This window comes from Acidobacteriota bacterium (genome assembly GCA_039683095.1).
Classification (GTDB): domain Bacteria; phylum Acidobacteriota; class Aminicenantia; order Aminicenantales; family Saccharicenantaceae; genus RBG-16-66-30.
The window spans coordinates 279406-303258 of sequence record JBDKSB010000012.1 but is presented as its reverse complement, the minus strand read 5'-3'; the positions used below and the strand labels follow the sequence as shown (position 1 = coordinate 303258).

Below are 23853 nucleotides of genomic sequence, written 5' to 3'. Positions count from 1 at the left end.
CAAATCTCATGTCCATGCTCCTTTCCCCGCCCACCAGGGCGGAAAACCTATCTTTGATCAGCCCCGAGGGCCGATCGGCCCTTATACGCGTTTCTAGGGACTTTTTTCGGGTTCATTTTGGGGCCTCTGTCGGCCTAATTCTCGAGCGCCGGCCTCGGCAGGACCCAGGCCCAGGGCGACGATCCGCCGGGCATCTTTTCAGACTTAACCCCGAGTTTCTTCTTGGCCCTGTCGATGGTGGACCTGGAAATGCCTTCGGCAGAAGCCAAGTCGATGATCTCTGCCTGGGCCTTGGGCTGACCGTCCTCAAGGAGGTCATGGAGCCAGCGCATGGCTTCGTCCAGCTTCGAGGCCCGCTCCGGCTGACGCGGCCCCAACTGTTCTTGGACAGGGGGCGGCTGGATGCCGGGGTCAAAGAATTCGAGGCCTCCTCCGTCCTGGACCCGCCATACGAGGCCTTCCTTAACGGGGGAAAGGTTTGCCTTGACCGGCGAGAAATACCGGAGCGTCCTGTCTTCGCCCTCGCGGTCCTCTTGTGTCATTAGCCAGACCGAACGCGCCTGAGCAACAAAGGCCATCGAACCGGAGACCCGATAGATAGCGCCGAGGTCTTGGCTCTTATTCAGATGCATGACCCCGATGATCGTCACGTCGAAATCCTTTGCCAGCTTGACGACCGGCGAAAGGATGCCCCTTACGTCCGTGTCCTTGTGCGAGTTGACCTTGTTGCCGGTCCCTATATAGGCCGAGATCGGGTCAATTATGATCAGCCGAACGCCGCCTTTGGCTTGGAGGTAGGAACGCAACCGGTCCAGGTCCTCGGCCAAGTTAAACATCTTGCCCTGCTTCGTGCCTTGGATAAGGTGGGCCATGGACTTGTCGCCGCCGCAGTCCTCCAACCGGGGCACGATGGTATCCTCGGGGTCATCCTCAGCCGATAGGATTACCACCCGGCCCTTTTCCGTTTGATGGGCCGAATGGGGGAGGGATGCCCCTGTCGTAACGCACGCGGCCAGGAACATCGTGAACCAGGACTTGCCCGTCGCCGGATCGCCGACGATCAACGAGAGCTTGGCCCTAGGGATCTTATGGTGCCAGAACCATTCGATCTCTTTGCGCTCGACATCGGCCAGGTCGACGATATCCAACCCGCCTTCTTGTGGACTAAAGGAAGCCGCCTCCTTCCATTCTTTCAAGATGCCGTCGTAATCCTCTTTCTTCAGAAGATCGACCGACTTGATGATGGCCTCTCTCATCCCTCTTTGCCGGGCGAATTCGATTGCCCGGTCACGCACATATTCGAAGTCGGGCGACAATCCCTCGTCAATGATCGCCCACAGGTGATCCTTAATGATCTTGCGAATATCACCCTCTAAATTCGCGTCCGGATGGTCTGGCGGTCTCCGGATATTGGTCAGTGCATAATCAAGAAATGTATCCAACTCCTGAAACAGCGTCTCAATCTCTGGGGGCTTTTTATACCTTTCGTAGAACTCTAGTAGGATTTGAACCAGGTCCTGGTAGGCCTTGAGATCAAAGTATTCAGGTTTGACGATGCTCACAATTTCGGGCCAAGCTTCCGGAAAGAAGATCATCCAAGCGATTACCTGTCGCTCCATATTCTCGGGCAAACCATAGGTTGCTTTCTTAGATTTTGTCTCGGTTGTCGCTTCCATGATATTCCTCCATTTTGTCGACACGTTTCAGCTTCATGCCCGCAAAGTTCTCTTCTCGAAAAACCTGCGTGGCAACATCGGTGACGTAGAACTGCCTGATGCAGAGGAACGTCTCACCGTCGTCCGTGTAAAGGACGCACTTGAGTTTCAGGGGTTTCATGTCTTTCTCCTTATATGATTAGCAGGCCCCCGCCTGTAGACAGACTTCTCCCCGATACCGGTCAATGAAGGTTCGGGCCTCTGGGCGGGAGCAGAAATTCCTAATATCGACTAACCAAGCACGCCACGTTTTCCCCCCATATGGCCAGCGAAATCATCGGTTAATGTCCGATTCGGGCCGGAGCCGAAATTGCCTGCGCTTGTCCGGGACGGCGTGGATATCCCCCCAGAAAATTCTTGACAAGCCATTGTTTTTAACACGATATGTAAAGATATCTTGCAGGTTAGCCTGTCCGACCTGGGGCGAACATGGCCTGAAAGTTGCTGCAAACTAACTATAAAGGATGAGACGGCGCATATCCATTCTATTAGAAGGGGAGGCTTCCCATGAAGAGATCATGCTTGGTATTCTGTTCGTTCCTCATTCTGTCAGCCTGGGCCCAGTCGCCGGAAAAGCTTACAGGTCCCTATCTTGGCCAGAAGCTTCCGGGAACGACCCCTGAGCTTTTCGCGCCGGGGATCGTCGCATCCAAGCATGCATCGGTGACGATCTCCCGGGCCGGCGATGAGATCTACTGGTCCGACGATCACATCTACGTGACGATCTGTAAGAACGGCGTCTGGACGAAGCCCGATGCGCTGCCCTTTACTCGGGAGGAGGGCGGGGATGGTCCGAAACTGTCTCCCGATGACCGGAAGCTCTACTTCAACTCTGATCGTCCGCGTTGGCCCGGCGACCCGAGACGAGAACGGGTCTGGTGCGCCGAGCGGACGGCTGTCGGGTGGGGAGAACCCGTCCCGCTCGGCTCCGAGATCAATGACGAGCACCTCCACTGGCAGGTGTCTGTCGACGCCGAGGGGATCCTGTATTTCGGCTCCGAGCGGCGCGGCTCAAAGGGCCGGGACGATGTGTTTGCGGCCGAACCCCGGGACGGAGGGGGGTTCGCGAAGCCGTTGAGTATCGATGCGGCGGTCAACTCCGAGGCCCATGAGGGCAGCCCCTTCGTCGCTCCGGACGGCCGATACCTGATCTTCCTGCGCGATTCCGACTTGTGGGTTAGTTTCCGGGGTAAGGACGGCCGCTGGGAGTCTGCTAGGCGCTTGGAGACTCCGGCCAGCGCGGTTTGCCCTTACGTTTCCCCGGACGAAAGATTCTTCTTCTTCCTGAAGCTCGAAAGGGACACCGTCGGGCTTTATTGGATGGACGCATCCGGGCTGGGATTAAAGGGGGACTCGAAAAAATGACCCCCCTGCTCATGGATTATCCTCGACCTCGGGCTCTCGGATGAGCCCGGCCTTGACCTTCTCCCTGAGGCGACCGGCATTCGGGTGGGGAGGGGCTTGACAAGCTTGTTAAATTAGCCTGGTATGTCGATAAATAGACGACATACCGGGGTGAAAAGTGAATGTCGTAGCTATCCGCGGCCGTATTCGAGGGGAGATCTTTGATTATCAAACCCTGACCGGGGTTATGACGGGGCTGATGTATGGTGATGTTCGCAACCTGGCATAGGAGGTAGGCCATCGTAAACTCTCTTCGAATGCGTATTCCGACGATTCCGGCCACCCAGTCCTTGGCGCTGGAAAGGGTCAAGATAGGCATAAACGCGACCCGCTTTAATGATTGTCTGCTAGCATTCGCAACTCGGTCAGCAGTATGGAAACCCGCTCCTTCGGCCGGGGTATCCAAAGATCTAGAACTGCGCCCCGGTCCGGAGTTCTAAAAGGGGCTTGACAACCCTGCTGAATAAGCATAGTATGTTGACAAATAGTCAACTTACTATGCAGGAATGACAGGAAAACTCCATGCCCGTCGATGTCCGCGATCAAATTCAGGTTGAGGTCTTCGACTATCAGACCCTGATCGACGCTTTGAAGGGGTTGGCCTACCCCAGGAACAGGATCAACGACCTGCTGCGCCAGGGCGTCATCGTGAGGGTGAAGAAGGGGCTTTACGTTTTCGGCAATCGTTATCGCAGGCGTCCCTTCTCGAAGGAGCTCTTGGCCAATCTCATCTACGGCCCTTCCTATGTCTCGCTGGATTACGCGCTCGCCTATCACGGGCTGATCCCCGAAAGGGCCGAAGCCCTGACGTCGGTCACGCCGAACCGCTCGCGCCGGTTCGCCACCCCCGTGGGCCTTTTCGTTTACCGGCAGGTCCCGGCGCGCGCCTACGAGGTGGGCGTGGTCCGGGTGGAGGCGGAGAACCGACAGGCGTTCCTGATCGCCTCGCCCGAGAAGGCGTTAGCCGACAAGGTCGTCTCGGTGCGGGGCGGACGCATCGCGTCGATCGCGGAGATGGGCCGGTTCCTCGAGGCAGACCTGAGGGTCGACGCCGGCGCCCTCCGGTCGTTGTCCGCCGAGAGGATCGACGATTTCGCCACACGCTACCGTTCGTTGAAGCTAAGGCACCTCAGCGGGCTCGTGAGGCGAATCCAGAGATCTGAAAAGGGGGAGAGCCAATGAACGAGGCCGTCCGTCAGATACTGGCGACTTACGAGATCCGCTCGGTGCGGGACTCGCTGTGGGCCTTGAGGGAGGTCATGCAGGAGATCGCGCTTCTCGGCCTCTGGAGAAGCAAGTTCTTCGAAAATGCCGCCTTCTATGGCGGCACAGCGCTCCGGGTGCTTTACGGGCTCGACCGTTTCTCTGAGGATTTGGACTTTTCACTCCTCGAGAAGCGCAAGAACTTCGACCTGGGCGACTACAGCGAAGCCCTGAAGAGAGAGCTTGCGTCCTTCGGGTTCGTTGTCGAGATCGAGAGCCGGGCCAAGCCGGCCTCTGCGGCCATCCAGTCCGCTTTCCTCAAGGCCGACACTCGGACCCAGATGATCACGGTTGAGTTTGACAAGGGTCTCGTCCAGCAGGTCCCCCGGAACCAGGTGCTGAAGATCAAGCTCGAGGTCGACACCGACCCGCCCCCGGGCTTCTCGACCGAAGTCCGCTATCTCCTGCGGCCAGTCCCGTTCGCGGTCAGGACGTTCAGCCTGCCCGATCTCTTCGCCGGCAAGATGCACGCCGTTCTCTGCCGTGAGTGGAAGAGCCGGGTCAAGGGTCGTGACTGGTACGATCTTGTTTGGTTCACGGCCTATCATCCCGAGCTGCATCTTGCCCACCTCGAGCAGAGGATGCGGCAGACCGGGCATTGGCAGGGCGTGGCGCCGTTGACGGCAGGGGACCTGCGCGACTTATTAGCGAAGAGGATCGACAAGGTCGACATCGACCAGATCCGTCGCGAGGTCGAGCCTTTCGTGAGGGACGCGACCGCTTTGGCGATCTGGTCGAAGGAGTTCTTCCTGGACGTCGCCTCCCGGATCAAGATCGTCTAAAAAGCCCAAAGGTCGGGAAACCGATGGCTCAAATGTGGCACAGGCCCACTATTTTGGGGCCGTATTAGCCTTTATACCAACTACATAAATCGGGACTCGCTCGTTCTCCGGATCCAAAGGCCGGAGGTTCGAATCCTCTCAGGCACGCCATATCTAATTCACTGATAACTATGAAGTTGCGGACTCTCCCCGGTCCCTTGCCGGGCTCGACGGCCGCGCAGGCCATGGGGGAAGCCGGTCCCAGTAGATGGTATGAACCGGATCGAGAAACCTCCAGCACGGCTAAGCGCGCTGGGGTGTTCGGCTTGACATCAGCGGGTTTCGGGTCGATAGTGGAGGTAGAAAGGGGAAAGCCATGACAGCGCTATTCAAAAAGATGTTTGGATCTCAAGAAGATTTCCAAAACAAAATGCGCAGCCATGCGCTTCGCGCGGAGGGTATGGCCTGCGGCAAGAAGGGGGATTACACCGACGGACCGGCTTCTTCCCTCACGCTAGCGAGCCTCGAAAACCCCGATCTCGTGATGTTTCCAAGCGCTGAGTTCATGAAGGAGAGGTTCATGAAAACTGCCTCTCCCCACGAACTTGAGCTTGCCAACAGGAAAGGGATCAACATGTATTTCCCTCAAGATGAGAGGGAACAAGTGAGGGACCTTTTCTACTATGCGAGGTGGTGGAACCAAAAGGTTTGGAACTGGAAGACCGAGGAGTGGGATGAGGTTTGAGGATGATGGCGCCGCATAGAGATAGACGCTGGGTTCTCGCTATGGGGGTGAAGGGTTAGATTGGCAGGAGCTCATCCCTGAGAATCAGCATCAGGAAAACTTAACCCGTAATATTATACAGGGAGGCCCTGCAGTTTCTGCAAGGAGAAATAATGGTCACTTATCCAATCATCGTCGTCGGGCTAATCGTCCTTTATATCCTGAGTTCGATCAAGATCCTCAGGGAATATGAGCGGGGGGTCATTTTCCGGCTCGGCCGCGTTCTCGCCAAGCCCAAGGGGCCTGGCATCATCCTGGTCTTTTCGCCTATCGACAGGATCGTGAGGATCAGCCTGCGGCTCATCACGATGAACATCCCGCCGCAGGACGTCATCACCAAGGACAACGTCACGGTCAAGGTCAACGCCGTCCTGTACTTCAGGGTCATCGACCCGCTCAAGTGCGTGATCGAAGTCCAGGATTATGTCAACGCTACCTCCCAGCTGGCCCAGACGACCCTGCGAAGTCTTCTCGGCCAAGTGCCGCTCGACGACCTTCTTTCTGAGCGGGACAAGCTCAACGCGCGCCTCCAGGAGATCATCGAACAGCACACCAATCCCTGGGGCATCAAGGTTCAGCTCGTCGAGATGAAACAGGTCGACCTGCCGGAGAACATGATCCGGGCCATCGCCAGGCAGGCCGAGGCCGAACGGGAACGGCGGGCCAAGGTCATCCACGCCGAAGGCGAATTCCAGGCCGCCGACAAGCTCACCCAGGCCGCCGACATCATTTCCCGAAACCCCCAGGCCCTCCAGCTCCGCTTCCTCAGTACCCTGGCCGAAATCGCCACAGAGAAGAACTCCACGATCGTCTTCCCGCTGCCCATCGAGCTCCTCAAGGCCTTCTCTTACGAAAAACCGCAGGAGAAAAGATAGCATCGAGGATAACGACAGTCTTCACCCCCACCTGCATTTCCTGGTGACCGACGGATGAGTTGAGGGCGGGGGCGGGTCATATCTCCAATAAGTACTTGTTCGGGGATATGGGTATATCTTTGTCTTTGGGCATGTGGCCGCCCCCACGCCTCAATCACTACGGCGGCGAACTAAGCGCTTAATCGAACGAAAACCTTTTTTCTAAGGCTTTCTAAGAACTCATCTATCATCTTTATCCGGGGCCTCGGGCCCAATAAGCTCCGTGGCTTTGCCCTGGCTTAGACTCTCGGGGTCCTTCGCCCCTGGGGTTACTTTATTGCGCTTTTTCGATTCCAGGCGTCTCTTCGTCGCTAATTTCGCCGTCTTCTGCCATTTTTCCTCTCTCGCGATCTCCGCCCTCCCCTTCGCCACCCTGTATACTGAGGCCTTTAAGCTTATCTTCGCCATGATTCGGATATCTCCTTCCTGGAGATCATAATGCCCTTGCCGCCTTTGTTTCAATCCCTTTCTCTGCTCCGGCTGGGAGGGAGGTGACAACGAACTTCATCCGGGAACTGAGAGGTTGGTCAAGCCTCGACCCCTATTCCCAAGGCAAGATTGGTATAATGGCCGGCATGAAGAAGGATGTGGTTATCATCGGTGCGGGCGCGGCGGGCCTTTTTTGCGCCGTCGAGTGCGGAAAGCGGGGTCGGTCGGTCGTCCTCCTCGAACACACCGGGGCCATCGGGAACAAGATCCGGATCTCTGGGGGCGGCGCCTGCAATTTTACGAACCGTTTTTTGGACGAGACTCATTTTCTCTCGTCAAACCCGCACTTCGCGAGATCCGCTCTTTCCCGTTTTACACCGCAGGACATGATGGCGCTCCTCGAGCGCCACAAGATCCGGACCGTTGAAAGGAAATGGGGCCAGCTCTTCACCCGTGATGGGGCAGCCTGGATCGTGAAGATGTTTCAGGACGAATGCGTCCGGGCGAACGTCGCGATCGAGCTCCATTGCCGGATCGTGGCGGCGTCAAAAAGAGAGTTGTTTGAAGTTGTTACCAGCCGGGGCCATTTTGAGTCCGAATCGCTCGTGATCGCGACCGGAGGCCTCGCGATGCCGAAGATCGGGGCCACCCCCTTGGGTTACCAGATCGTTCGGCAATTCGGGATTAATGTGATCGAACCTGTCCCCGCTCTGGTCCCGCTTTTGTGGAACAAAAACGATCTCAAGAATTTCAAGGACTTGTCGGGACTGGCCCTCGATACGGTCGTGAAATGCGGAAGCCATCGTTTCCGGGAAAATATCCTTTTCACGCACCGAGGCTTGAGCGGACCTGCCGTTCTGCAGATTTCTTCGCATTGGAAAGACGGCCAGGCGATCTCGATCGACCTGTTTCCCGAAAAAGATATTTTTCAGGAAATGATGATTCATCGGAAAGACAAAACGGAGATGAGTACTTTTCTCTCCTCGTTTATGCCGAAACGGTTCGCTAAAAGATGGTGCGGGCTCTATTCCCCTTCCAAACCCTTGAACCGGACCTCTGAAAAAGAATTCAGATCGGTCGCGGAACGATTGCACGATTGGCAAGTGACGCCCCAAAAAAGAGACGGTTACGACGCCGCCGAAGTGACGGGCGGAGGCGTGGATACGGCCGAGATCTCTTCCAAAACAATGGAATCCAAAAAGATACCCGGCTTGTTTGTCGCCGGGGAAGTGTTGGACGTGACGGGCGAGCTGGGAGGATACAATTTGCAGTGGGCGTGGTCTTCGGGCTGGGCCGCCGGCCAATTTGCCTGATTTCATTTGTTATTTCGAATCCTCTCGGGCCGTCGCCTTCGACTGTAGCGGCAACGTGATAACTTCCGCTTTTAGCAACGTGAAAACTTCCGGTTCTTGAGGGCCGGAGGTAAGGTTCTCCTGTTGTTAAGGAGGACCGGATGGCAGAGGAGACGGTCACGTTGACGAAGCGGAACGCGGAACGGCTGAGGGTTCTTCACCAGGTCATGGACGGACTGATCACCCAGGTGTACGCTAGCCAGCTTCTGAGCATATCGGACCGCCAGGTCCGGACCTTGCTGGGTCGGGTCAGGGAGGAAGGGGTCAAGGGCTTGATCCATCGGGGTCGCGGCCGCCCGTCGCCGCGGAAGATGTCGGAGGCGATGGCGGACCGGATCGCCGCGATCATCCGGACGAGGTATCCGGACTTCAGTCCGCTGCTGGCCTCGGAGAAGCTACGGGAACGTCATCGGATCGAGGTCAGCCGGGAGAAGCTCCGGCAGGTGATGATGGCCAAGGGGCTGTGGAAGCGCCGCCGGTTCCGTAAGGCGGCCCACTTCTGGCGGGAGCGGCGGCACCGGTTGGGCGAGATGGTCCAGATGGATGGGTCCCATCACGACTGGCTGGAGGGCCGGGGCCCGCGGCTGGTGCTGATGGGTTATGTGGACGATGCGACAGGGCGCTTCTACGGGCGTTTTTATGACCACGAGGGCGTCTATCCGGCCATGGACAGCCTGAGGTGCTATATCGAGCTCTACGGGCTTCCCCTGGCCATATATCTAGACAAGCACAGCACCTATAAGACGACGCGCCAGGCCGACATGGACGAGCTGCTGAAGGACAAGCAGCAGGCCGAGACGCAGTTCGAGCGAGCCCTGGGGGAGTTGGGGATCCAGACGATCCACGCCCACTCGCCCCAGGCCAAGGGCCGGGTCGAACGGGTCTTCCGCACGCTCCAGGACCGGCTGGTCAAGGAGATGAGGCTAGCGGGCATCAAGACCCTGGATGGGGCCAACCGATTCCTCCAGCGATACTGTGACGTCCACAACCGGCGCCGCACGACGGAGGCCCGGGAGCCGGGAGATCTCCATCGCCCCTTGCCGAAGTCGGTCGTTTTGAACGACGTTCTCTGTATCAAGGGCTTCCGGACGGTCAACGAGGGGTATTTGGTGAAGTGGCGAGGCCGAACGTTCGTCCTGGACAAGCCCTCGTTGACCCTGCGGCAGCAGAAGCTCGTGGTCCTCGAGCGGTTCGATGGCAGGCTCGCGCTGCGGCACAAGGGCCGGGATCTGGCTTACCGAGAGGTCTGGGAGCCCAAACGGCCGGCTCCGAAGCCGGTCGTGGTGAAGATCAGACCCAAGCCGCCCAAGTACAACCCCCCGGCAGCTCATCCGTGGCGGCATCAGCTCTTCGGGAACGGACAGCCCCTATGAGACCGGAAGTTTTCACTTTGCTAAGAACCGGAAGTTTTTACTTTGCCTTTACAGCCGTCGCCTTCGACTTGACAGCGTGGCCCCATAACTGGTAGACTAAGCGACAAATAACTGCCTTGCGCGGATAAGAACCCCGTCACTGTAATCCTCGAATACACTTGGTTTCTTCCCCCCGATCGCAGAATAAGAAAAATTAGGAGACTTTATGGAATTCAGTAATTTTGGTCTTCACGCCAATGTCGCGGCCGGGGTCAAGGCCGTCGGTTATCTCGAGCCGACGCCCATCCAAGAGCGGGCGATCCCGCCGGTCCTCGAGGGACACGACGTCATGGGGCTGGCCCAGACGGGAACCGGGAAGACGGCGGCCTTTGCCCTGCCGATCCTCGACCGTCTGATGCGGGGACCTCGCGGTCATGTCCGCGCCCTCATCGTCGCGCCCACGCGGGAGCTGGCGGAGCAGATCCACGAGGTGATCGTCAGCTTGGGCAAGCTGACGCGCCTTCGGAGCGTGGCGATCTACGGCGGAGTGGGCGCAAGCCCGCAGGTCCGGAGCCTTCGCAACGGCGTCGAGATCGTGGTCGCGTGTCCGGGGCGTTTGCTCGACCATATCAAGCAGCGTACGATCGACCTGTCGCACGTGGAAGTGCTCGTCCTCGACGAGGCGGACCGGATGTTCGACATGGGCTTCCTGCCCGATGTCAGGAGGATCATCAAACACCTGCCCGCGCAACGTCAGACGCTCCTGTTCGCGGCGACCATGCCCGGGGACGTCCGCAAGCTGGCGCAGGAGATCCTCCGCGCCCCGGTGACGGTTCAGGTCAATTACGCGGCGCCCGTCAGCACGGTCGCGCACGCGCTCTATCCTATCGAACAGCATCTGAAAACCGCGCTCCTCCTGGAGCTGCTGCGTCATACCGATACGGAATCGGTCCTGATATTCACGCGCACGAAGCACCGCGCCAAGCGCTTGGGAGAACAATTGGAAAAAGCCGGCTACCGGGCCGCATCCCTGCAGGGCAACCTCTCGCAGAAAAGACGGCAATCGGCGCTGGACGGCTTCCGTGCCGGCTCTTATCAGATACTCGTCGCCACAGACATCGCCGCCCGCGGCATCGATGTCTCGAGCATATCCCACGTCATCAACTACGACATGCCTGACACCGCCGATGCGTACACGCACCGGATAGGGCGCACCGGACGTGCCGCCAAGACCGGCGACGCCTTCACCTTCACGACTCGAGAAGACGGGGAGATGGTCCGCAATATCGAGCGCGTCCTCGGCAATCGGGTGGAGCGCCGCACGCTGGACGGTTTTGATTATACGAAGCCCATGCCGGGCCGCGATCTCGAATTCGCCCGTCTTCCGCGCAAACCTCAGGAACGAAGGGAACAGAAGACCGCGAAACCGTCCGGGAACCAGCGCGCGACAGCCGCCCCGCAGAATAATTACCGAGGCGGAAGAGAGGACAGGCGAACGGCCGGAGGAGGAAAGGCGCGGCGGTCCCAAGCCCGTTCGGCCTTTCGCCGGGGCAACTTTTCTCATTCCTCATGAACGCTGCCGGCCAGGAACAGGGGATTTGAATCCGGATCCAACGGTCGGAGGGCCGGATCCTCTCGGGCACGCCACGCTAGGGGATGGGCTCGCCACCAGATCTTTCCTCATTATACCCGGATAGATTATCAAGGGGCAGGTCATCCGCTCTTCGCCTGTTCGAGTCGGCCAGGGGGCACTTCACTAGATTCCCTTGACTCGGTCGGCACCGGCGACTAATATGGAAAATAGATCTGAGTTTGGCCTGATTAGGGGGGGTAGAAAATGAACCGTTATAGGACTCTGGGCGCGTTTCTATTATGTGGATTCGTTGTGTTCTTGGCGCTGCCGACCGCGGCGCAGCAAGGCCCGACACAGGCCGAGCTTGACGCCGCTGCAGGGCAGGGGGCGAACTGGCTCCACGCCACACACGATTATACCGGCCAGCGATTCGTCAACCTAGATCAGATCACCACGAAAAATGTTCGCGGACTTCGTGCCGTGGCCATCTTCCAGACAAGGGAATGCGGCCCGTCACAGACCAATCCGCTTGTCTACAACGGCGTCATGTACATCACGACGACGCACACGACCGTGGCCCTGGATGCCGCGACGGGCCGGAGGCTCTGGGAATACGTTTGGAAGCCCAAAGACAAGGAGAATTACTTCACCAGCCGCGGGGCGGCGATCAAGGATGGCTTGGTCGTCCGCGGCATGCCCGACGGCTACCTGGTCGCCCTGGACGCGGCGACGGGGGCGCTGCGATGGGAACGTCCGATCGCTTCCCCGAAGGACGGCGAATTCCTCAGCGCTCCCCCTCTCATCGCCGGAAACCGTATCATCATGGGGCCGGCCGGATCGGATTGGGGGGCCAAGGGCTGGGTCGGAGCTTTTAGCCTCTCCGACGGAACGCCGCTTTGGAAGTTCAACACCGTTCCCGATCCCGGCGAACCCGGCGCGGAGACATGGGGCAAGGACCCGGACGTTCTGGCCCACGGCGGCGGTAACGTCTGGACCCCTCTCTCCCTTGACAGCGCCAGGGGATTGGTTTACGTGCCGATCGGCAATCCGGCGCCGGACCTCTATGACAACTTGCGCCCGGGGGACAACCTTTACACATGTTCCATGGTCGCCCTGGACGTGAACACCGGCAAGCTGAGCTGGTACTACCAGGCCGTCCCGCACGATACCCACGATTGGGACCTCACCCAGGTGAGCCCTCTCTTTACGACCAAGGTCCGGGGCGTCCAGCGGGAGCTCGTCGCGGTCGCCGGCAAGGACGGACTGCTTCGCGTCATCGACCGCGTCAGCCACGCCCTGCTCTATTCGGTCCCGTTTACCCGGCGCGAGAACGTCGACGTCCCCGTCACCGCCAATCCCGTGCATGTCTTTCCCGGCGCGGTGGGCGGCGAGGAATGGAGCGGCCCCGCGTATAACCATATCACGGACATGCTCTACGTCCCCTCGGTGGAGTACGGTTGTACTTACGTAAAGGCCCAGGACGCCCCCGTTCTTGGAGGCCAGAATCCCTTCTATCTAGGGGGGACGTTCACCCTTGACCCTTGGGAACAATCCCGCGGCTCACTCACGGCCTTTGACGCCGCAACCGGAAAGGAGCGCTGGACCTATCATTCCGGCGCGCCCATGCTGGCCGGGGTCTGCACGACCTCGGGCGGGCTGGTCTTCACGGGCGAGCACGGGCAGGATTTCATGGCACTCGACGCGCGCACGGGCGAAGTCCTTTTCCGGTTCAACACGGGCGGCCCGGTCGGCGGCGGCGTCGTCAGCTATTCGGTCAAGGGCAAACAGTATGTGGCCGCGATCTCCGGTTTTGTCTCGGGGAATTTCGGGAACCTTGGGGGCGGCACGACGACGGTGATCATCTTCACCCTTTGACCGTGACGCCCAATGCCCAGGCCGTCGTTTGTCTTCTGGCTGAGCTTGTCTGCGTATCCTTGGGGTTCGCCGGTCCGGCCGCTCAAGATCAGGGATGGCGCGTAGAGGGGATCGTCCTCGACGCCGACGGCGCGGCGATTCCCGGCGCTGAGATCACGGTGCGGACCGAAGACTGGTCTGCCGAGAGCGTGAGCGATCTCAAGGGGAAGTTCCGCTTCGAGGGAGTCCCGCGGAATAAGGGGACAGTTTCGGTCCGGGCGGCCGGATTCGACGATTTTGGGCAAAGCTGGATCGCCGGTCGGAACGGCCGGGCGCACATCGAGGTCGTCCTGACCGTCAAGGCCGTCAGGCGTGAGGTCACGGTGACGGCCACCCGGACCGAGGTCCGAGTGGGCGACACGCCGGCGAGCGTCGTGGTGTTGACGACGGAGGAATTGTCCACGACGGCGGCGTTCGGCATCGATGACGTCCTCCGCCAGGTCCCCGGGTTCAGCTTATTCCGCCGTTCGGGAAGCCGCACCGCGAACCCGAGCTCCCAGGGAGCATCCTTGCGAGGCATCGGGGCCAGCGGGCCGAGTCGGGCCGTCGTTCTGAGGGACGGGATCCCGCTGAACGATCCATTCGGCGGCTGGGTCTACTGGGACCGTGTCCCGCGCGCCTCCATCAACTCCATCGAGGTGTTGCGCGGCGGCTCATCCCACCTGTACGGAACGGGGGCTCTCAGCGGCGTGATCAACATCCTCACCCGCCCCACGGCCTATTCGGGAGCTTGGATCGAGCCGGCCTTCGGGAACGAACTAACGCCCAGCGTTTCCCTGACGTCGGGCCTGATCTCGGGGAAATGGGCCGTGACCGCCTCCGGGGAAGCTTTCGGTACGGCCGGATATGTCCTCACTGCCCCTGAAGACCGAGGTTCTGTGGACACGAGGGCGTCCTCCCGGCACCAGGCCCTGGATCTCACCGTTCGAAGATCGTTTTCGCCGGAGGCGGGCCTCTTCGCCCGGGTCTCGCTCTTTGGCGAATCGCGGAAGAACGGCACTCCGCAGCAGAACAATGATACCGGGATCGGAGAGCTCGCCCTGGGCGGAGATTGGCCGACACCTGGCGGAGGAAAGATGTCCTGGCGGCTCTTCGGGGGCCGGCAGGTCTTCAACCAGACGTTTTCGGCGGTAGCGGCGGATCGGAATAGCGAGGAATTGACGCGCCGTGATCGTATCCCCTCCCGGCAGGCCGGCGCCAGCGGACAATGGACGCGTCCTGTAGGAACCACACAGACCCTCGTGCTTGGCATCGAAACCCGGCTGATCAATGGCCGCAGCGATCAAACCGGGTTCTCCGCGGGTTCTCCCGTCGATGTCGTCGACGTAGGAGGAAGCCAGTGGACGGTCGGTCTTTACGCGGAACATCTCCTTCTCCTCGGCTCCCGATGGATCCTTACGACAGGGTTGCGCGCGGACGAGTGGAGGAACTACCGGGGATCTTCGACAGAGCGCTCCCTGGCCCTCATCGAGGAGTCTACCCTCACGCTTTTCGGCAGCCGATCGGAGAAGGCTCTGAGTCCCCGTGTGGCCCTGCAGTTCAAGGCGGGGGAAAACCTGAGGATCAACGCCTCCGCTTACGCCGCGTTCCGGGCCCCGACGCTCTACGAACTGTACCGCTCGTTCCGGGTCGGGAATATCGTCACCCTTCCCAACAGCGAGTTGAGGGCGGAGCGGCTGGCGGGAGGCGAGCTCGGGACGAACCTGACCGGGTTTCGGGGCCGGGCCGCGTTGCGGGCAACCCTTTTCTGGAGCGAGATCTCGCGCCCGATCGCCAATATCACCCTGACCGTCGCACCCGATCTGATCACCCGAAAGCGGATGAACTTGGGGATGACGCGCTCCCGGGGGGTGGAACTGGAAGGAGAGGCGCGGCTGTCAAGAACCCTCGATCTTTCCGTTGGCTTGCAGCTGGTCGACGCCCGGGTTGTCAGCTTTTCCGCCAACCCGCTCCTGGAAGGCTTGCGCGTCCCGCAGGTCCCCCGGCGACAGCTCACCTTTCAGGCTCGCTATACGACTCAGGGAGGATGGATCGTCAGTGCGCAGGGACGCGCGATCGGCGCTCAGTTTGAAGACGATCGAAACCTGCTTCCTCTGGCCGGATTCTTGACCCTGGACCTTTATTTTGCGAGAAGGGTCCAGGCCGGGCTGGAGTTCTTCGCTTCGGCCGAGAACCTGTTCAACCGGAGGTATGAGGTAGCCCTGACCCCCTTTCGTGTTCTGGGCCCGCCGCTCCTCTGGCGCGTCGGGGCCAAGCTGGGTTTAGGGCGGCCGCTTTAGCGACCTGGTCATCGGAAGATCCGATTATGCCTACAAGGGGCGCCTGATATTGCCCGGAAGCGGCGAGCCAATGCGAGATATCTTCCGCCGTCAGGGGCCTACTGGGCAATCCGGATAACGACTACTGACCACGGGGCATCGCCCGCCGCGAAAGGCGAGCCCGTTGCCGCCGTCAACGCGCCCGTCGCGGCATTGACGGCAAAGACCGAAACATCGTCCGAACCGTAATTCGCCACGTAAATGAACTTGCCCGAAGGGTCGCAGGCGACGGCTATGGACCCGCTCCCGGCGTTGAACGGCGAGCCGGCCACTTCGGTCAGCGCTCCCGAGGTAGCATTGATGCTGAAAGCGGCGACGCCTGAGCTGACGGGCAAGATCGATTCCGTCACGTAGGCGAATTTCCCGGAAGGATCGACCGTGATAGAGCTCGGCGGCCCGCCCACGGCAAAGGGCGAGCCGGGCACAGCGGTCAGTCCGCCCGTGCCCGTGTCGATCGAAAAGGCGGATATGCTCCCCGACAATCCATTATCCGCGATGTAGAGGAACTTGCCGGAGGGGTCGACCGCGATGGAGATAGGCACATTTCCCGCGGCAAAGGGCGAGCCGCTGATCTCCGTCAGCGCGCCGGTATTCGTATCGACGGCTGAAGCCGAGATATTCCCCCCGCTGAGTACGTAAGCGAACGTTCCGGAGGGGAGGATAGCGATAGAGCCCCCTCCGACGCCAAAGGGCGAGCCGCTGATTTCCGTCAATGCGCCGGTACCCGCCTGGATCGCGAAGGCGGTAACGTTGTTGGAATAGACATTGCCCACATAGACGAACTTGCCGGAGGGAGCGACCGCCACGGAGCGAGGGCTGGTGCCTGCGGCAAAAGGCGAGCCGGCCACAGCGGTCAGGCCGCCCGTGGCGGCATCGATGGCGAAGGCCGAGACGTTGTTGGGATAATCATTCGCGACAAAAGCGAACTTGCCGGCGGGGTCGATCCCGATCGAACGCGGCACGGGCCCCACGGCAAACGGAGAACCGGCCACCTCCGTCAACGCGCCCGTGCCCGTGTTGACCGCAAAGGCGGTGACATTGTTCGACCAACTATTCGACACATAGGCGTAATACTTGTAGACCGTTGCCGGAGGGGGTTCCTCGTCGTTCCCTGCCGATCCGCAGGCCGCGAAGGAGCACGCCAGCAATCCCAGGCCAAGAGCGCAGATCAGCGGATATTTCATGGATTTTCTCCCCCTCAAACCATCATGGGCAAGATCTTGGGCATTATCAGGAAGTCCTCCGGCCCAGATCTCTCCCCTCCGGCCCGGACCCTGAAGCAGATCATCCGGCCGGTCAGGCTGCCAGGACGATGCGTTCGATGCAGACGCTGTCGCCCTTCATCATGTTCTTCAGGAAGGACGAGGACATCCTGGGATCGAAGGCTTTGACCATGGGGTCGGAGGAAGAGCATTCGAGGGCATAGCCGATATCCGCCTCGCTCATTTCCCGAAGGAGCTTGGCCGGCAGGCAGACCGTATACTTCGTCTCGCACACCGTGTCCGTGAGCTCGGTGACCTCGTAGGCAAAGGCCTTCCGATAGATGGGCACGGCGGCCATCATCGCGTCCATCATCTTCACGAACGACTTCAGGTCGCGGCTCGGGTAGCCCTTGGCCATGGCGGTGACCATCCGAGAATAGCGCTCGGCCGCCCCCTTTTTCAGGAGCTCCAGGAGTTTTTCCCTCCCGACGTCTTTCCCCATGGACTCCAGGACGGGCACGAGGTACTCGTAAGAGAACCTGAATACGGCCTCCGCGGTCATGCCGGAGTCCTCCAAGTACCCGGGCTTCTGGACAGCCGCCGTGAGGCCCCTGCAGCCCAGGCAGAACAACGCCCCCGCCGGCAGCGCCTCGGTCAGAAAACGCCGCCGGCCGTCACCGGGATTGGCATGCGACATGCGACCCCCCTTTCTCGATCTTATCTTCGAAGCGCGAATGCTTGCCGACCCGGAAACCCCTCTCTCTCAATATCGGTCGAGAGGGCCGAATGTCAAGTCATAGGGGAGGGCTTGATGAGCCTCCAGGTCCAAGCTTATTGGCCAAACTGGGGGGCATAGCGCCGAGGATTGCCTGGGCACCCGGGCGGCGTATAATTGTGGCCGGATGACCGAACACGGCAAAGGGGGAGTGCGATGAACATGCGTCGATACGGACCGGTTCTTCTCTTGTTCCTGGGGCTGGCGGCCCCGGCCGCGGTTCTACCCTTCTCCTCCATTGCCTTTCCCAACAGGGGGTCGGTCTTTTTCGGCACGAATTACGACAACCGGTTCGCGCCGGGCCAGCTGTTCGTCAACAAGCGGGGCGTCCGCAAATCCGGCTGGGAGGCGGGGACGACGGGCCGGACGGCTCAATGGGTCTCCCGCTACGGCAGCGTGACCATCACCTGCGTCGGCTACCAGCTCGCCTGGGGTGGGATGAACGAGGCCGGGCTCGTTTTCAGCATGATGCAGCTGGACGGGACCAGGCCGCCGGTCCCGGACGAACGGCCGGCCCTGGCCGGCGCCCTCTGGTGGCAGTACATGCTCGACACTTGCGCCACGATCGACGAGGTCCGCGAAGCGGCGAAAGGCCTCCGCATCAGCGACACCGGGGACCACTATCTGGCCTGCGACCGGACCGGCGCCGTGGCCGTTGTCGAATGCCTGGGCGGCCGGCTGACCATCCGGAGCGGAAGCGCGCTGCCCGTCCATGCGCTGGCCAACGCCCCGTACCGGGAATGCCTCGACCACTGGACCAAAAAGACGCCCGGACCGGCCGATCCCTACGATTCCCTCAACAGGTTCGCCCGGCTGGCCGCGGGCCTGGCCCGGTTCAGGGAGGGGAGCGCGACGCAAGCCGTCGATCACGCCTTCGGGCTTCTGGCCGGCGTCGCTTCTTCGAACACCCGCTGGAGCCTCGTCTGCGACACGGGCAACGGGATCTTCTATCTCAAGTCCTATTTGAATCCCAGGCTCAGGTTCATCGACCTGAAGAAGATCGATTTCGACTGCGGCCGGCCGGCCCTCATGATGGACGCTCACGCGCCTTTGGCGGGCGATATCGCCTCGGCCTTTCACCCTTACTCCCATGACGAGGCCTTGGAGCAGGTCGTCAAAAGCCTGGCCTACTTCCGGCCCGGGATGTCGGCGGACAGGGTCCGTCAGGTCCTGGCCCTCTTCGAAGGCTTCCCCTGCGAAACGCAGAAGCGCTGAGCGCCGCCGCGATCGTTGACTTGGGCCGCCGGCGGCAATAACATGAGGGTGCCGTGTGAGGGTGATGCCGGGTTAATGGAAGGGCAGCGAAAAGAGGTCACATGATGAAACGAGCATGGCCGGCGCTGACGGCTCTGGCCACGGTGTCCGTCCTCTTCCTCTTTCGGCCGGCCTGGCCGGGCGCGTCCCCGGCCGACGACGGCAAGCCGCGGATCATCTGCATCGGCGCCCACCCCGACGACGCCGAATCCGGGGCGGCCGGGACCGCGGCCCTCTGGATCGCCAGGGGCTGTCACGTCAAGTTCGTGTCCGTGACCAACGGCGACATCGGCCACTGGCGGGACTCGGGCCCGGAGCTGGCCCGGCGCCGCAAAGCCGAGGTCGAGCACGGCGCCAAGATCGTCGGCTACGAGTTCGAGGTCCTCGACAACCACGACGGCGAGCTGCAGCCGACGCTCGAGAACCGCAGGGCGATCACCCGGCTGATCCGGGAGTGGAGGGCCGACGTCGTCATCACCCACCGGCCGAACGACTATCACCCCGACCACCGCTACACCAGCGTCCTCGTCCAGGACTCGGCCTACATGGTGACCGTGCCCAAGTTCTGCCCCGAGGTCCCGGCCCTGAAGACCAACCCCGTCTTTCTCTATTTCTCGGACGACTTCCGGAAGCCCTACTCGTTCCAGGCCGACATCGCGGTCGGCATCGACGCGGTCATGGACAAGAAGCTGGAGGTCATGCTCGGCATGGTCTCGCAGTTCTACGAGGGGGGCGTCAGCGGCTCGCCCGAGCTCCTGACGAACGATCCCGCGAAGCAGAAGGAGCGCTGGCAGGCCCTCCGCAAGCACTTCATCGACGGGGACATGGAGGTCGCTGACAGGTTCCGGCGCAGCCTCGAGGCCTGGTACGGCCGCGAACAGGCGGCCAAGATCCGCTGCGCGGAGGCCTTCGAGATCTCCGAGTACGGCCGCACGCCCGACAAGGCCGAGATCATGCGGCTCTTCCCGTTCTATTGACGGCCGGGGCTCGCCTCCGCGCCTCGGCGTCAGCGGTCGTGCAATATTGGCCCCCCGGGGTCATTGAAAAATTGCCCTTGGGCCTGAAGCGGGTATAGACTTGCCCTAAGCCCCGTCCTCCAGAAAGACGATAGGAGATAGACATGAAGCGGAAGGACTTTCTCAAGACCTGCGCCGTCGGCGCCTGCGGGTGCGGCATCCTGGGACTCCTGTCCCGAGCCGAAGCCCGGACCGAACTCCCGGCCGGCCAAACGCCGGCCGACGCGGACGAAACGGCCCAACTGAGATTCCAGCTGAGCGGCGCCCGAGAACGCTTCGCCCTGCTGTGCGGAGTCTTGGGGGAGGAGCTCGACGAAGCCGCCCGCGACCGGATCTTGCGGAAGCTGGGCGCGGCCTGCTCCCATAAGCTAGCCCCGCTCCTCGACAAGCACAAGGGCGATCTCAAGGGATTCCTGGCCCTGGCCCAGACCACCTGGCTGGAGAAGGCGGAGCTCGACGAGAAGGCGGGGACCCTGCGCGTCATCGGCAAACCCGCCCCCTGCGCCTGCCCTTTGGTCAAGCCGGGCCGGACCCCGGCCTCGTTCTGCCGCTGTACGCTCGGCTGGCAGGAGGCCGTTTTTGCGACCCTTATGGGCAAGCCCGTCACGGCGGAGATCGAGGAGACGGTCCTCGGCGGAGGGTCCCGCTGCAGCTTCCGGATCCGCTTCTGACGGATCCGCTCCGGCCGCGGCCCACCCCCGCGCGCTTCAGAGCCAGGGGAGCTTCACGGTCCTGCGGTGCTTGTCCCGCGCCGAGCCGAAGGTCTTCGATGGGAATGGCTGTGGCAATCCCGCTTCTGCCGGGTTATAATCCGAAACTCATGCTGAGTCTGACCGAAAATTCCCTCCCGAGGTGAGGCCCATGACCGACAAGCTCTTTTCCGTCGAAGACATCCCCCGGCGCAGGTTCCTGGAGCTCGGCCTGAAGGGCGGCATCGCCCTGGCCGCGGCGCCGTCGCTGCTGCGCGGCGCCCTGGCCGGGCAGGCGCCGTCGCGCCCGCAGTTCGCGTTCGAGGACCTGAACCGGGTCATCCGGCGCGCCCTGGCCAAGGGCGGCGAGTTCGGCGAGATCTACATCGAGAACCGCGTCTCGCGCTCGATCCTCCTCGAGGAGGGCAAGTTCAAGAGCGCCGTCTTCGGCATCAGCCAGGGCGCGGGCGTCCGGGTCATATCCGGGGACAAGACGGGCTACGCCTACACCGACGACCTGACCCTGGACGCCTTCCTGCGCGCGGCCGACGTCGCCTCGTACGTCGCCCGCGGGGCCAAGGCCGTCAAGCCGGTCGACGTCAGGGAAGGCAAGCGGCCGTCGTACATCACGGTCAAGGTCCCGCTCCAGGCGGTGGCCGACGAGAAGCGCCTCGAGATCATGAAGCGGGCCCACGACGCGGCCCTGGCCTACGACCCCCGGATCAAGATGGCCTCGATCGACTACTACGACGAGGTCCGCGGCCGGACGATCGCCAACAGCGAAGGCCTCTACTTGAGGGACGAGCTGCCGCTCCTGTTCTTCATCGTCCAGGCCCTGGCCGCGGGCGACGGCACGTCCCACATGGGGCGCGAGCGCCTGAGCCGGCACGCCGGGATCGAGATGTTCGACGAGCTCCGGCCCGAGGACGCGGCCCGGAACTGCGCCCGCGAGTCCATCGTCATGCTCGGGGCCAAGGACGCGCCGGCGGGCAAGATGGACGTCGTCATGCAGAACGGCTGGGGCGGGGTCCTTGCCCACGAGGCCGTCGGGCACCCGCTCGAGGGCGACAACATCGCCCGCGAGACCGGCGTCTTCGTCGGCAAGCTCGGACAGCAGGTGGCCGGCCCGAAATTCACGATGGTGGACGACGGCACCCTGCCCTGCTTCCGCGGCACGACCAACTGGGACGACGAGGGCACGCCCATGAAGCGCAATGTCCTCATCCAGGACGGCAAGCTGGTCAAGTACATGACCGACATCCTCTCGGCCAAGCAGATCAGGGCGGAGCGCACCGGCAACGGCCGGCGCGAGTCGTTCCGCTACATGCCGATCGTCCGCATGACCAACACCTTCATCGAGAAGGGGACGGACAAGCCGGCCGACATCCTGGCCTCGACGAAGAGCGGCATCTACGTCCAGAGCCTGAGCGGCGGCAGCGTCAACCCCACGGACGGCGTCTTCAACTTCACCTGCCGCGAGGCCTACCTGATCGAGAACGGGAAGAAGACGACCCCGGTCAAGGGGGCGACGCTCATCGGCAGCTGCCTCGACGTCATCCGGGGCGTGGACGCGGTCGGTGACGACCTGGACTTCGGGCCGGGCATCTGCGGCAAGGGACAGGCGGCCGAGGTCACGGCCGGGCAGCCCACGGTCAGGATCCGGGGCATCAACGTCGGCGGCTCGCGGGCCAGATAAGCGCGGGACGAAGAAAGGACAAGGACGATGGACATCAAGGGAACAGCCGAACAGCTGGTCAAGCGGTGCCTGAAGAAAGGCGCCGACGCGGCCGAGGTCTATATCGAAACGGGCCGGAACCTGAGCCTCGACGTGCGCAAGGGCGACATCGAGACCGTCCAGGAGGCGGTTGCCGCCGGGGCCGGCATCCGGGTCTTCGTCAAGGGCCGGATGGCCTTCGCCTGCTCCAACGACCTCGGGGAGAAAGCGCTCGAGGACGCCGCCGGCCGGGCCGTCGAGTTCGCCCGGATCACGACGGCGGACCCGAACAACGTCCTGCCCGACGACAAAGGCGAGACGGCGGTGGCCGGGCTCTACGACCCGCGCATCGCCCAGGCGCCGATGGAGGAGAAGATCGAGCTGGCCAAGCGCCTGGAGAAGCTGGCCATGAAGGACCCCCGGGTCACCAAGAGCGACGGCGCCGGCTACCGCGAGTCGGAGGGCGAGGTGGCCATCGCCAACTCTAACGGGCTCCTCAAGGGCTACAGGTTCTCGGGCTGCGGCTTCGGCGTCTCGGTCGTGGCCGAGAAGGGCGAACAGAAGTCGTCGGGGTCGGATTCCTGCAGCCGGCGGTTCTACGGCGACCTCAAGCCGGCCGAGGACGTCGCCGCCAAGGCGGCCCGGACGGCCTGCGAGGCGCTCGATCCGCGGCCGGTCAAGACGCAGAAGGCCGCCGTCATCTTCCACGCCGACGTCGCCGGCGCGCTGCTGGGCGGCATCCTCGGGGCGGTCAACGGCGAGCGCGTCCTGCAGGGCGCGAGCTTCCTGGCCGGGAAGATGGACCAGAGGATCGGCTCGGAGCTCCTGACGCTCGTCGACGACGGCACCCGCGAGAAGGGCATGGCCAGCGCGCCGTTCGACGGCGAGGGCGTGCCGACCCGGAAGCGGGTCATCGTCGACAAGGGCGTGCTCAAGGGGTTTATGTACAACACCGCCGTGGCCAGGCGGGCCGGGGTCCGGAGCACGGGCAACGCCTCGCGCGGCGGCTTCGACGGCCTGCCCGGGATCGGGCCGCACAACTTCTTCATGCTGGCCGGAACGGCCAAGTACGACGACGTCATCGCGGCGACCGAGACCGGGCTCCTGGTCAAGGAGGTCACCGGCTACGGCATCAACCCGGTCAACGGCAACTTCAGCGGCGGCGCGTCCGGCTTCTGGATCGAGAACGGGCGGATCGCCTTCCCGGTGCGGGGCCTGACCATCGCCGGGACGGCCGACGAGATCCTCAACGGCATCGACCTGGTCGCCGGCGACCTCGACCAGAACGAAACCGTCGCCGCTCCGACCGTGCGGATCAAGCTGCTGCAGATCGGCGGCGAATGAAGGTGCGGCAACGGCGGCCCCCGACGGGGTCAAACCTACACCCGCGCGCTTTTTGGCTGGACCCCGTCTTTATGCCCGGG

Annotated in this window: 20 protein-coding genes; 15 read left to right on the top strand and 5 right to left on the bottom strand. The window is 62.0% G+C overall.

The window, feature by feature from the left end; genetic code table 11:
- Positions 1–134: 134 nt before the first annotated feature.
- Together ABFD52_09275 and ABFD52_09270 are read right to left on the bottom strand one after the other, a co-directional pair.
- Positions 135–1676: an AAA family ATPase gene (locus tag ABFD52_09275; GenBank protein MEN6560952.1), complete on the bottom strand. Its 1542-nt coding sequence runs from the start codon at positions 1674–1676 to the stop codon at positions 135–137.
- Positions 1648–1836 carry a hypothetical protein gene (locus ABFD52_09270; protein ID MEN6560951.1) on the bottom strand — a complete coding sequence of 63 codons (189 nt, stop codon included), beginning with the start codon at positions 1834–1836 and terminating at the stop codon, positions 1648–1650. Before ABFD52_09270 ends, ABFD52_09275 begins: the two co-directional genes overlap by 29 nt.
- Positions 1837–2222: 386 nt before the next feature.
- Between ABFD52_09270 and ABFD52_09265 the strand changes: the two genes are divergently transcribed.
- The 5 genes from ABFD52_09265 (at position 2223) to ABFD52_09245 (ending at position 6802) form a co-directional block, all read left to right on the top strand.
- Positions 2223–3080, top strand: coding sequence for a hypothetical protein (locus tag ABFD52_09265; GenBank protein ID MEN6560950.1), 858 nt, complete (start codon positions 2223–2225; stop codon positions 3078–3080).
- A gap of 561 nt (positions 3081–3641) precedes the next feature.
- On the top strand, positions 3642–4301 hold the full coding sequence (locus ABFD52_09260; protein MEN6560949.1) for a hypothetical protein: 660 nt from the start codon (positions 3642–3644) through the stop codon (positions 4299–4301).
- Positions 4298–5164 (top strand): nucleotidyl transferase AbiEii/AbiGii toxin family protein, encoded by an 867-nt coding sequence (locus tag ABFD52_09255; GenBank protein MEN6560948.1) that lies wholly within the window; start codon positions 4298–4300, stop codon positions 5162–5164. Before ABFD52_09260 ends, ABFD52_09255 begins: the two co-directional genes overlap by 4 nt.
- Positions 5165–5519: 355 nt before the next feature.
- A complete protein-coding gene (locus tag ABFD52_09250) occupies positions 5520–5888 on the top strand; it encodes a hypothetical protein (protein ID MEN6560947.1) in 369 nt (122 codons plus the stop codon).
- A 152-nt stretch (positions 5889–6040) separates the two neighbouring features.
- Positions 6041–6802 (top strand): slipin family protein, encoded by a 762-nt coding sequence (locus ABFD52_09245; protein ID MEN6560946.1) that lies wholly within the window; start codon positions 6041–6043, stop codon positions 6800–6802.
- Between the two features lie 219 nt (positions 6803–7021).
- Here ABFD52_09245 and ABFD52_09240 read toward each other — a convergent pair whose 3' ends face one another.
- On the bottom strand, positions 7022–7249 hold the full coding sequence (locus ABFD52_09240) for a hypothetical protein (protein ID MEN6560945.1): 228 nt from the start codon (positions 7247–7249) through the stop codon (positions 7022–7024).
- 167 nt (positions 7250–7416) lie between these two features.
- Between ABFD52_09240 and ABFD52_09235 the strand changes: the two genes are divergently transcribed.
- The 5 genes from ABFD52_09235 to ABFD52_09215 all read left to right on the top strand — a co-directional run bounded on the left by ABFD52_09235 (position 7417) and on the right by ABFD52_09215 (position 15740).
- Entirely contained in the window at positions 7417–8583 is a 1167-nt protein-coding gene (locus ABFD52_09235) for an NAD(P)/FAD-dependent oxidoreductase (GenBank protein MEN6560944.1), read from the top strand.
- A gap of 140 nt (positions 8584–8723) precedes the next feature.
- Positions 8724–9995, top strand: coding sequence for an ISNCY family transposase (locus tag ABFD52_09230; protein ID MEN6560943.1), 1272 nt, complete (start codon positions 8724–8726; stop codon positions 9993–9995).
- A 205-nt stretch (positions 9996–10200) separates the two neighbouring features.
- Positions 10201–11547: a DEAD/DEAH box helicase gene (locus tag ABFD52_09225; protein MEN6560942.1), complete on the top strand. Its 1347-nt coding sequence runs from the start codon at positions 10201–10203 to the stop codon at positions 11545–11547.
- Between the two features lie 480 nt (positions 11548–12027).
- Positions 12028–13422, top strand: a complete 1395-nt coding sequence (locus tag ABFD52_09220; GenBank protein ID MEN6560941.1) for a PQQ-binding-like beta-propeller repeat protein — start codon at positions 12028–12030, stop codon at positions 13420–13422.
- 2 nt (positions 13423–13424) lie between these two features.
- Positions 13425–15740, top strand: coding sequence for a TonB-dependent receptor (locus tag ABFD52_09215; GenBank protein MEN6560940.1), 2316 nt, complete (start codon positions 13425–13427; stop codon positions 15738–15740).
- Positions 15741–15838: 98 nt separating this feature from the next.
- On the opposite strand, the gene ABFD52_09210 is transcribed toward ABFD52_09215, so the two are convergent.
- Both ABFD52_09210 and ABFD52_09205 read right to left on the bottom strand, forming a co-directional pair.
- Positions 15839–16963, bottom strand: coding sequence for a beta-propeller fold lactonase family protein (locus tag ABFD52_09210; protein MEN6560939.1), 1125 nt, complete (start codon positions 16961–16963; stop codon positions 15839–15841).
- A 112-nt stretch (positions 16964–17075) separates the two neighbouring features.
- Positions 17076–17678, bottom strand: coding sequence for an L-2-amino-thiazoline-4-carboxylic acid hydrolase (locus ABFD52_09205; protein MEN6560938.1), 603 nt, complete (start codon positions 17676–17678; stop codon positions 17076–17078).
- A 234-nt stretch (positions 17679–17912) separates the two neighbouring features.
- Here ABFD52_09205 and ABFD52_09200 point away from each other — a divergent pair, with 234 nt between their 5' ends.
- The 5 genes from ABFD52_09200 (at position 17913) to ABFD52_09180 (ending at position 23773) form a co-directional block, all read left to right on the top strand.
- Positions 17913–18971, top strand: a complete 1059-nt coding sequence (locus tag ABFD52_09200; GenBank protein ID MEN6560937.1) for a hypothetical protein — start codon at positions 17913–17915, stop codon at positions 18969–18971.
- 101 nt (positions 18972–19072) lie between these two features.
- Positions 19073–19987, top strand: a complete 915-nt coding sequence (locus ABFD52_09195; GenBank protein ID MEN6560936.1) for a PIG-L family deacetylase — start codon at positions 19073–19075, stop codon at positions 19985–19987.
- A gap of 143 nt (positions 19988–20130) precedes the next feature.
- Entirely contained in the window at positions 20131–20697 is a 567-nt protein-coding gene (locus tag ABFD52_09190) for a hypothetical protein (GenBank protein ID MEN6560935.1), read from the top strand.
- A 190-nt stretch (positions 20698–20887) separates the two neighbouring features.
- Entirely contained in the window at positions 20888–22411 is a 1524-nt protein-coding gene (locus ABFD52_09185; protein MEN6560934.1) for a TldD/PmbA family protein, read from the top strand.
- A gap of 27 nt (positions 22412–22438) precedes the next feature.
- Positions 22439–23773 carry a TldD/PmbA family protein gene (locus ABFD52_09180; GenBank protein ID MEN6560933.1) on the top strand — a complete coding sequence of 445 codons (1335 nt, stop codon included), beginning with the start codon at positions 22439–22441 and terminating at the stop codon, positions 23771–23773.
- The last annotated feature ends 80 nt before the right edge of the window (positions 23774–23853 follow it).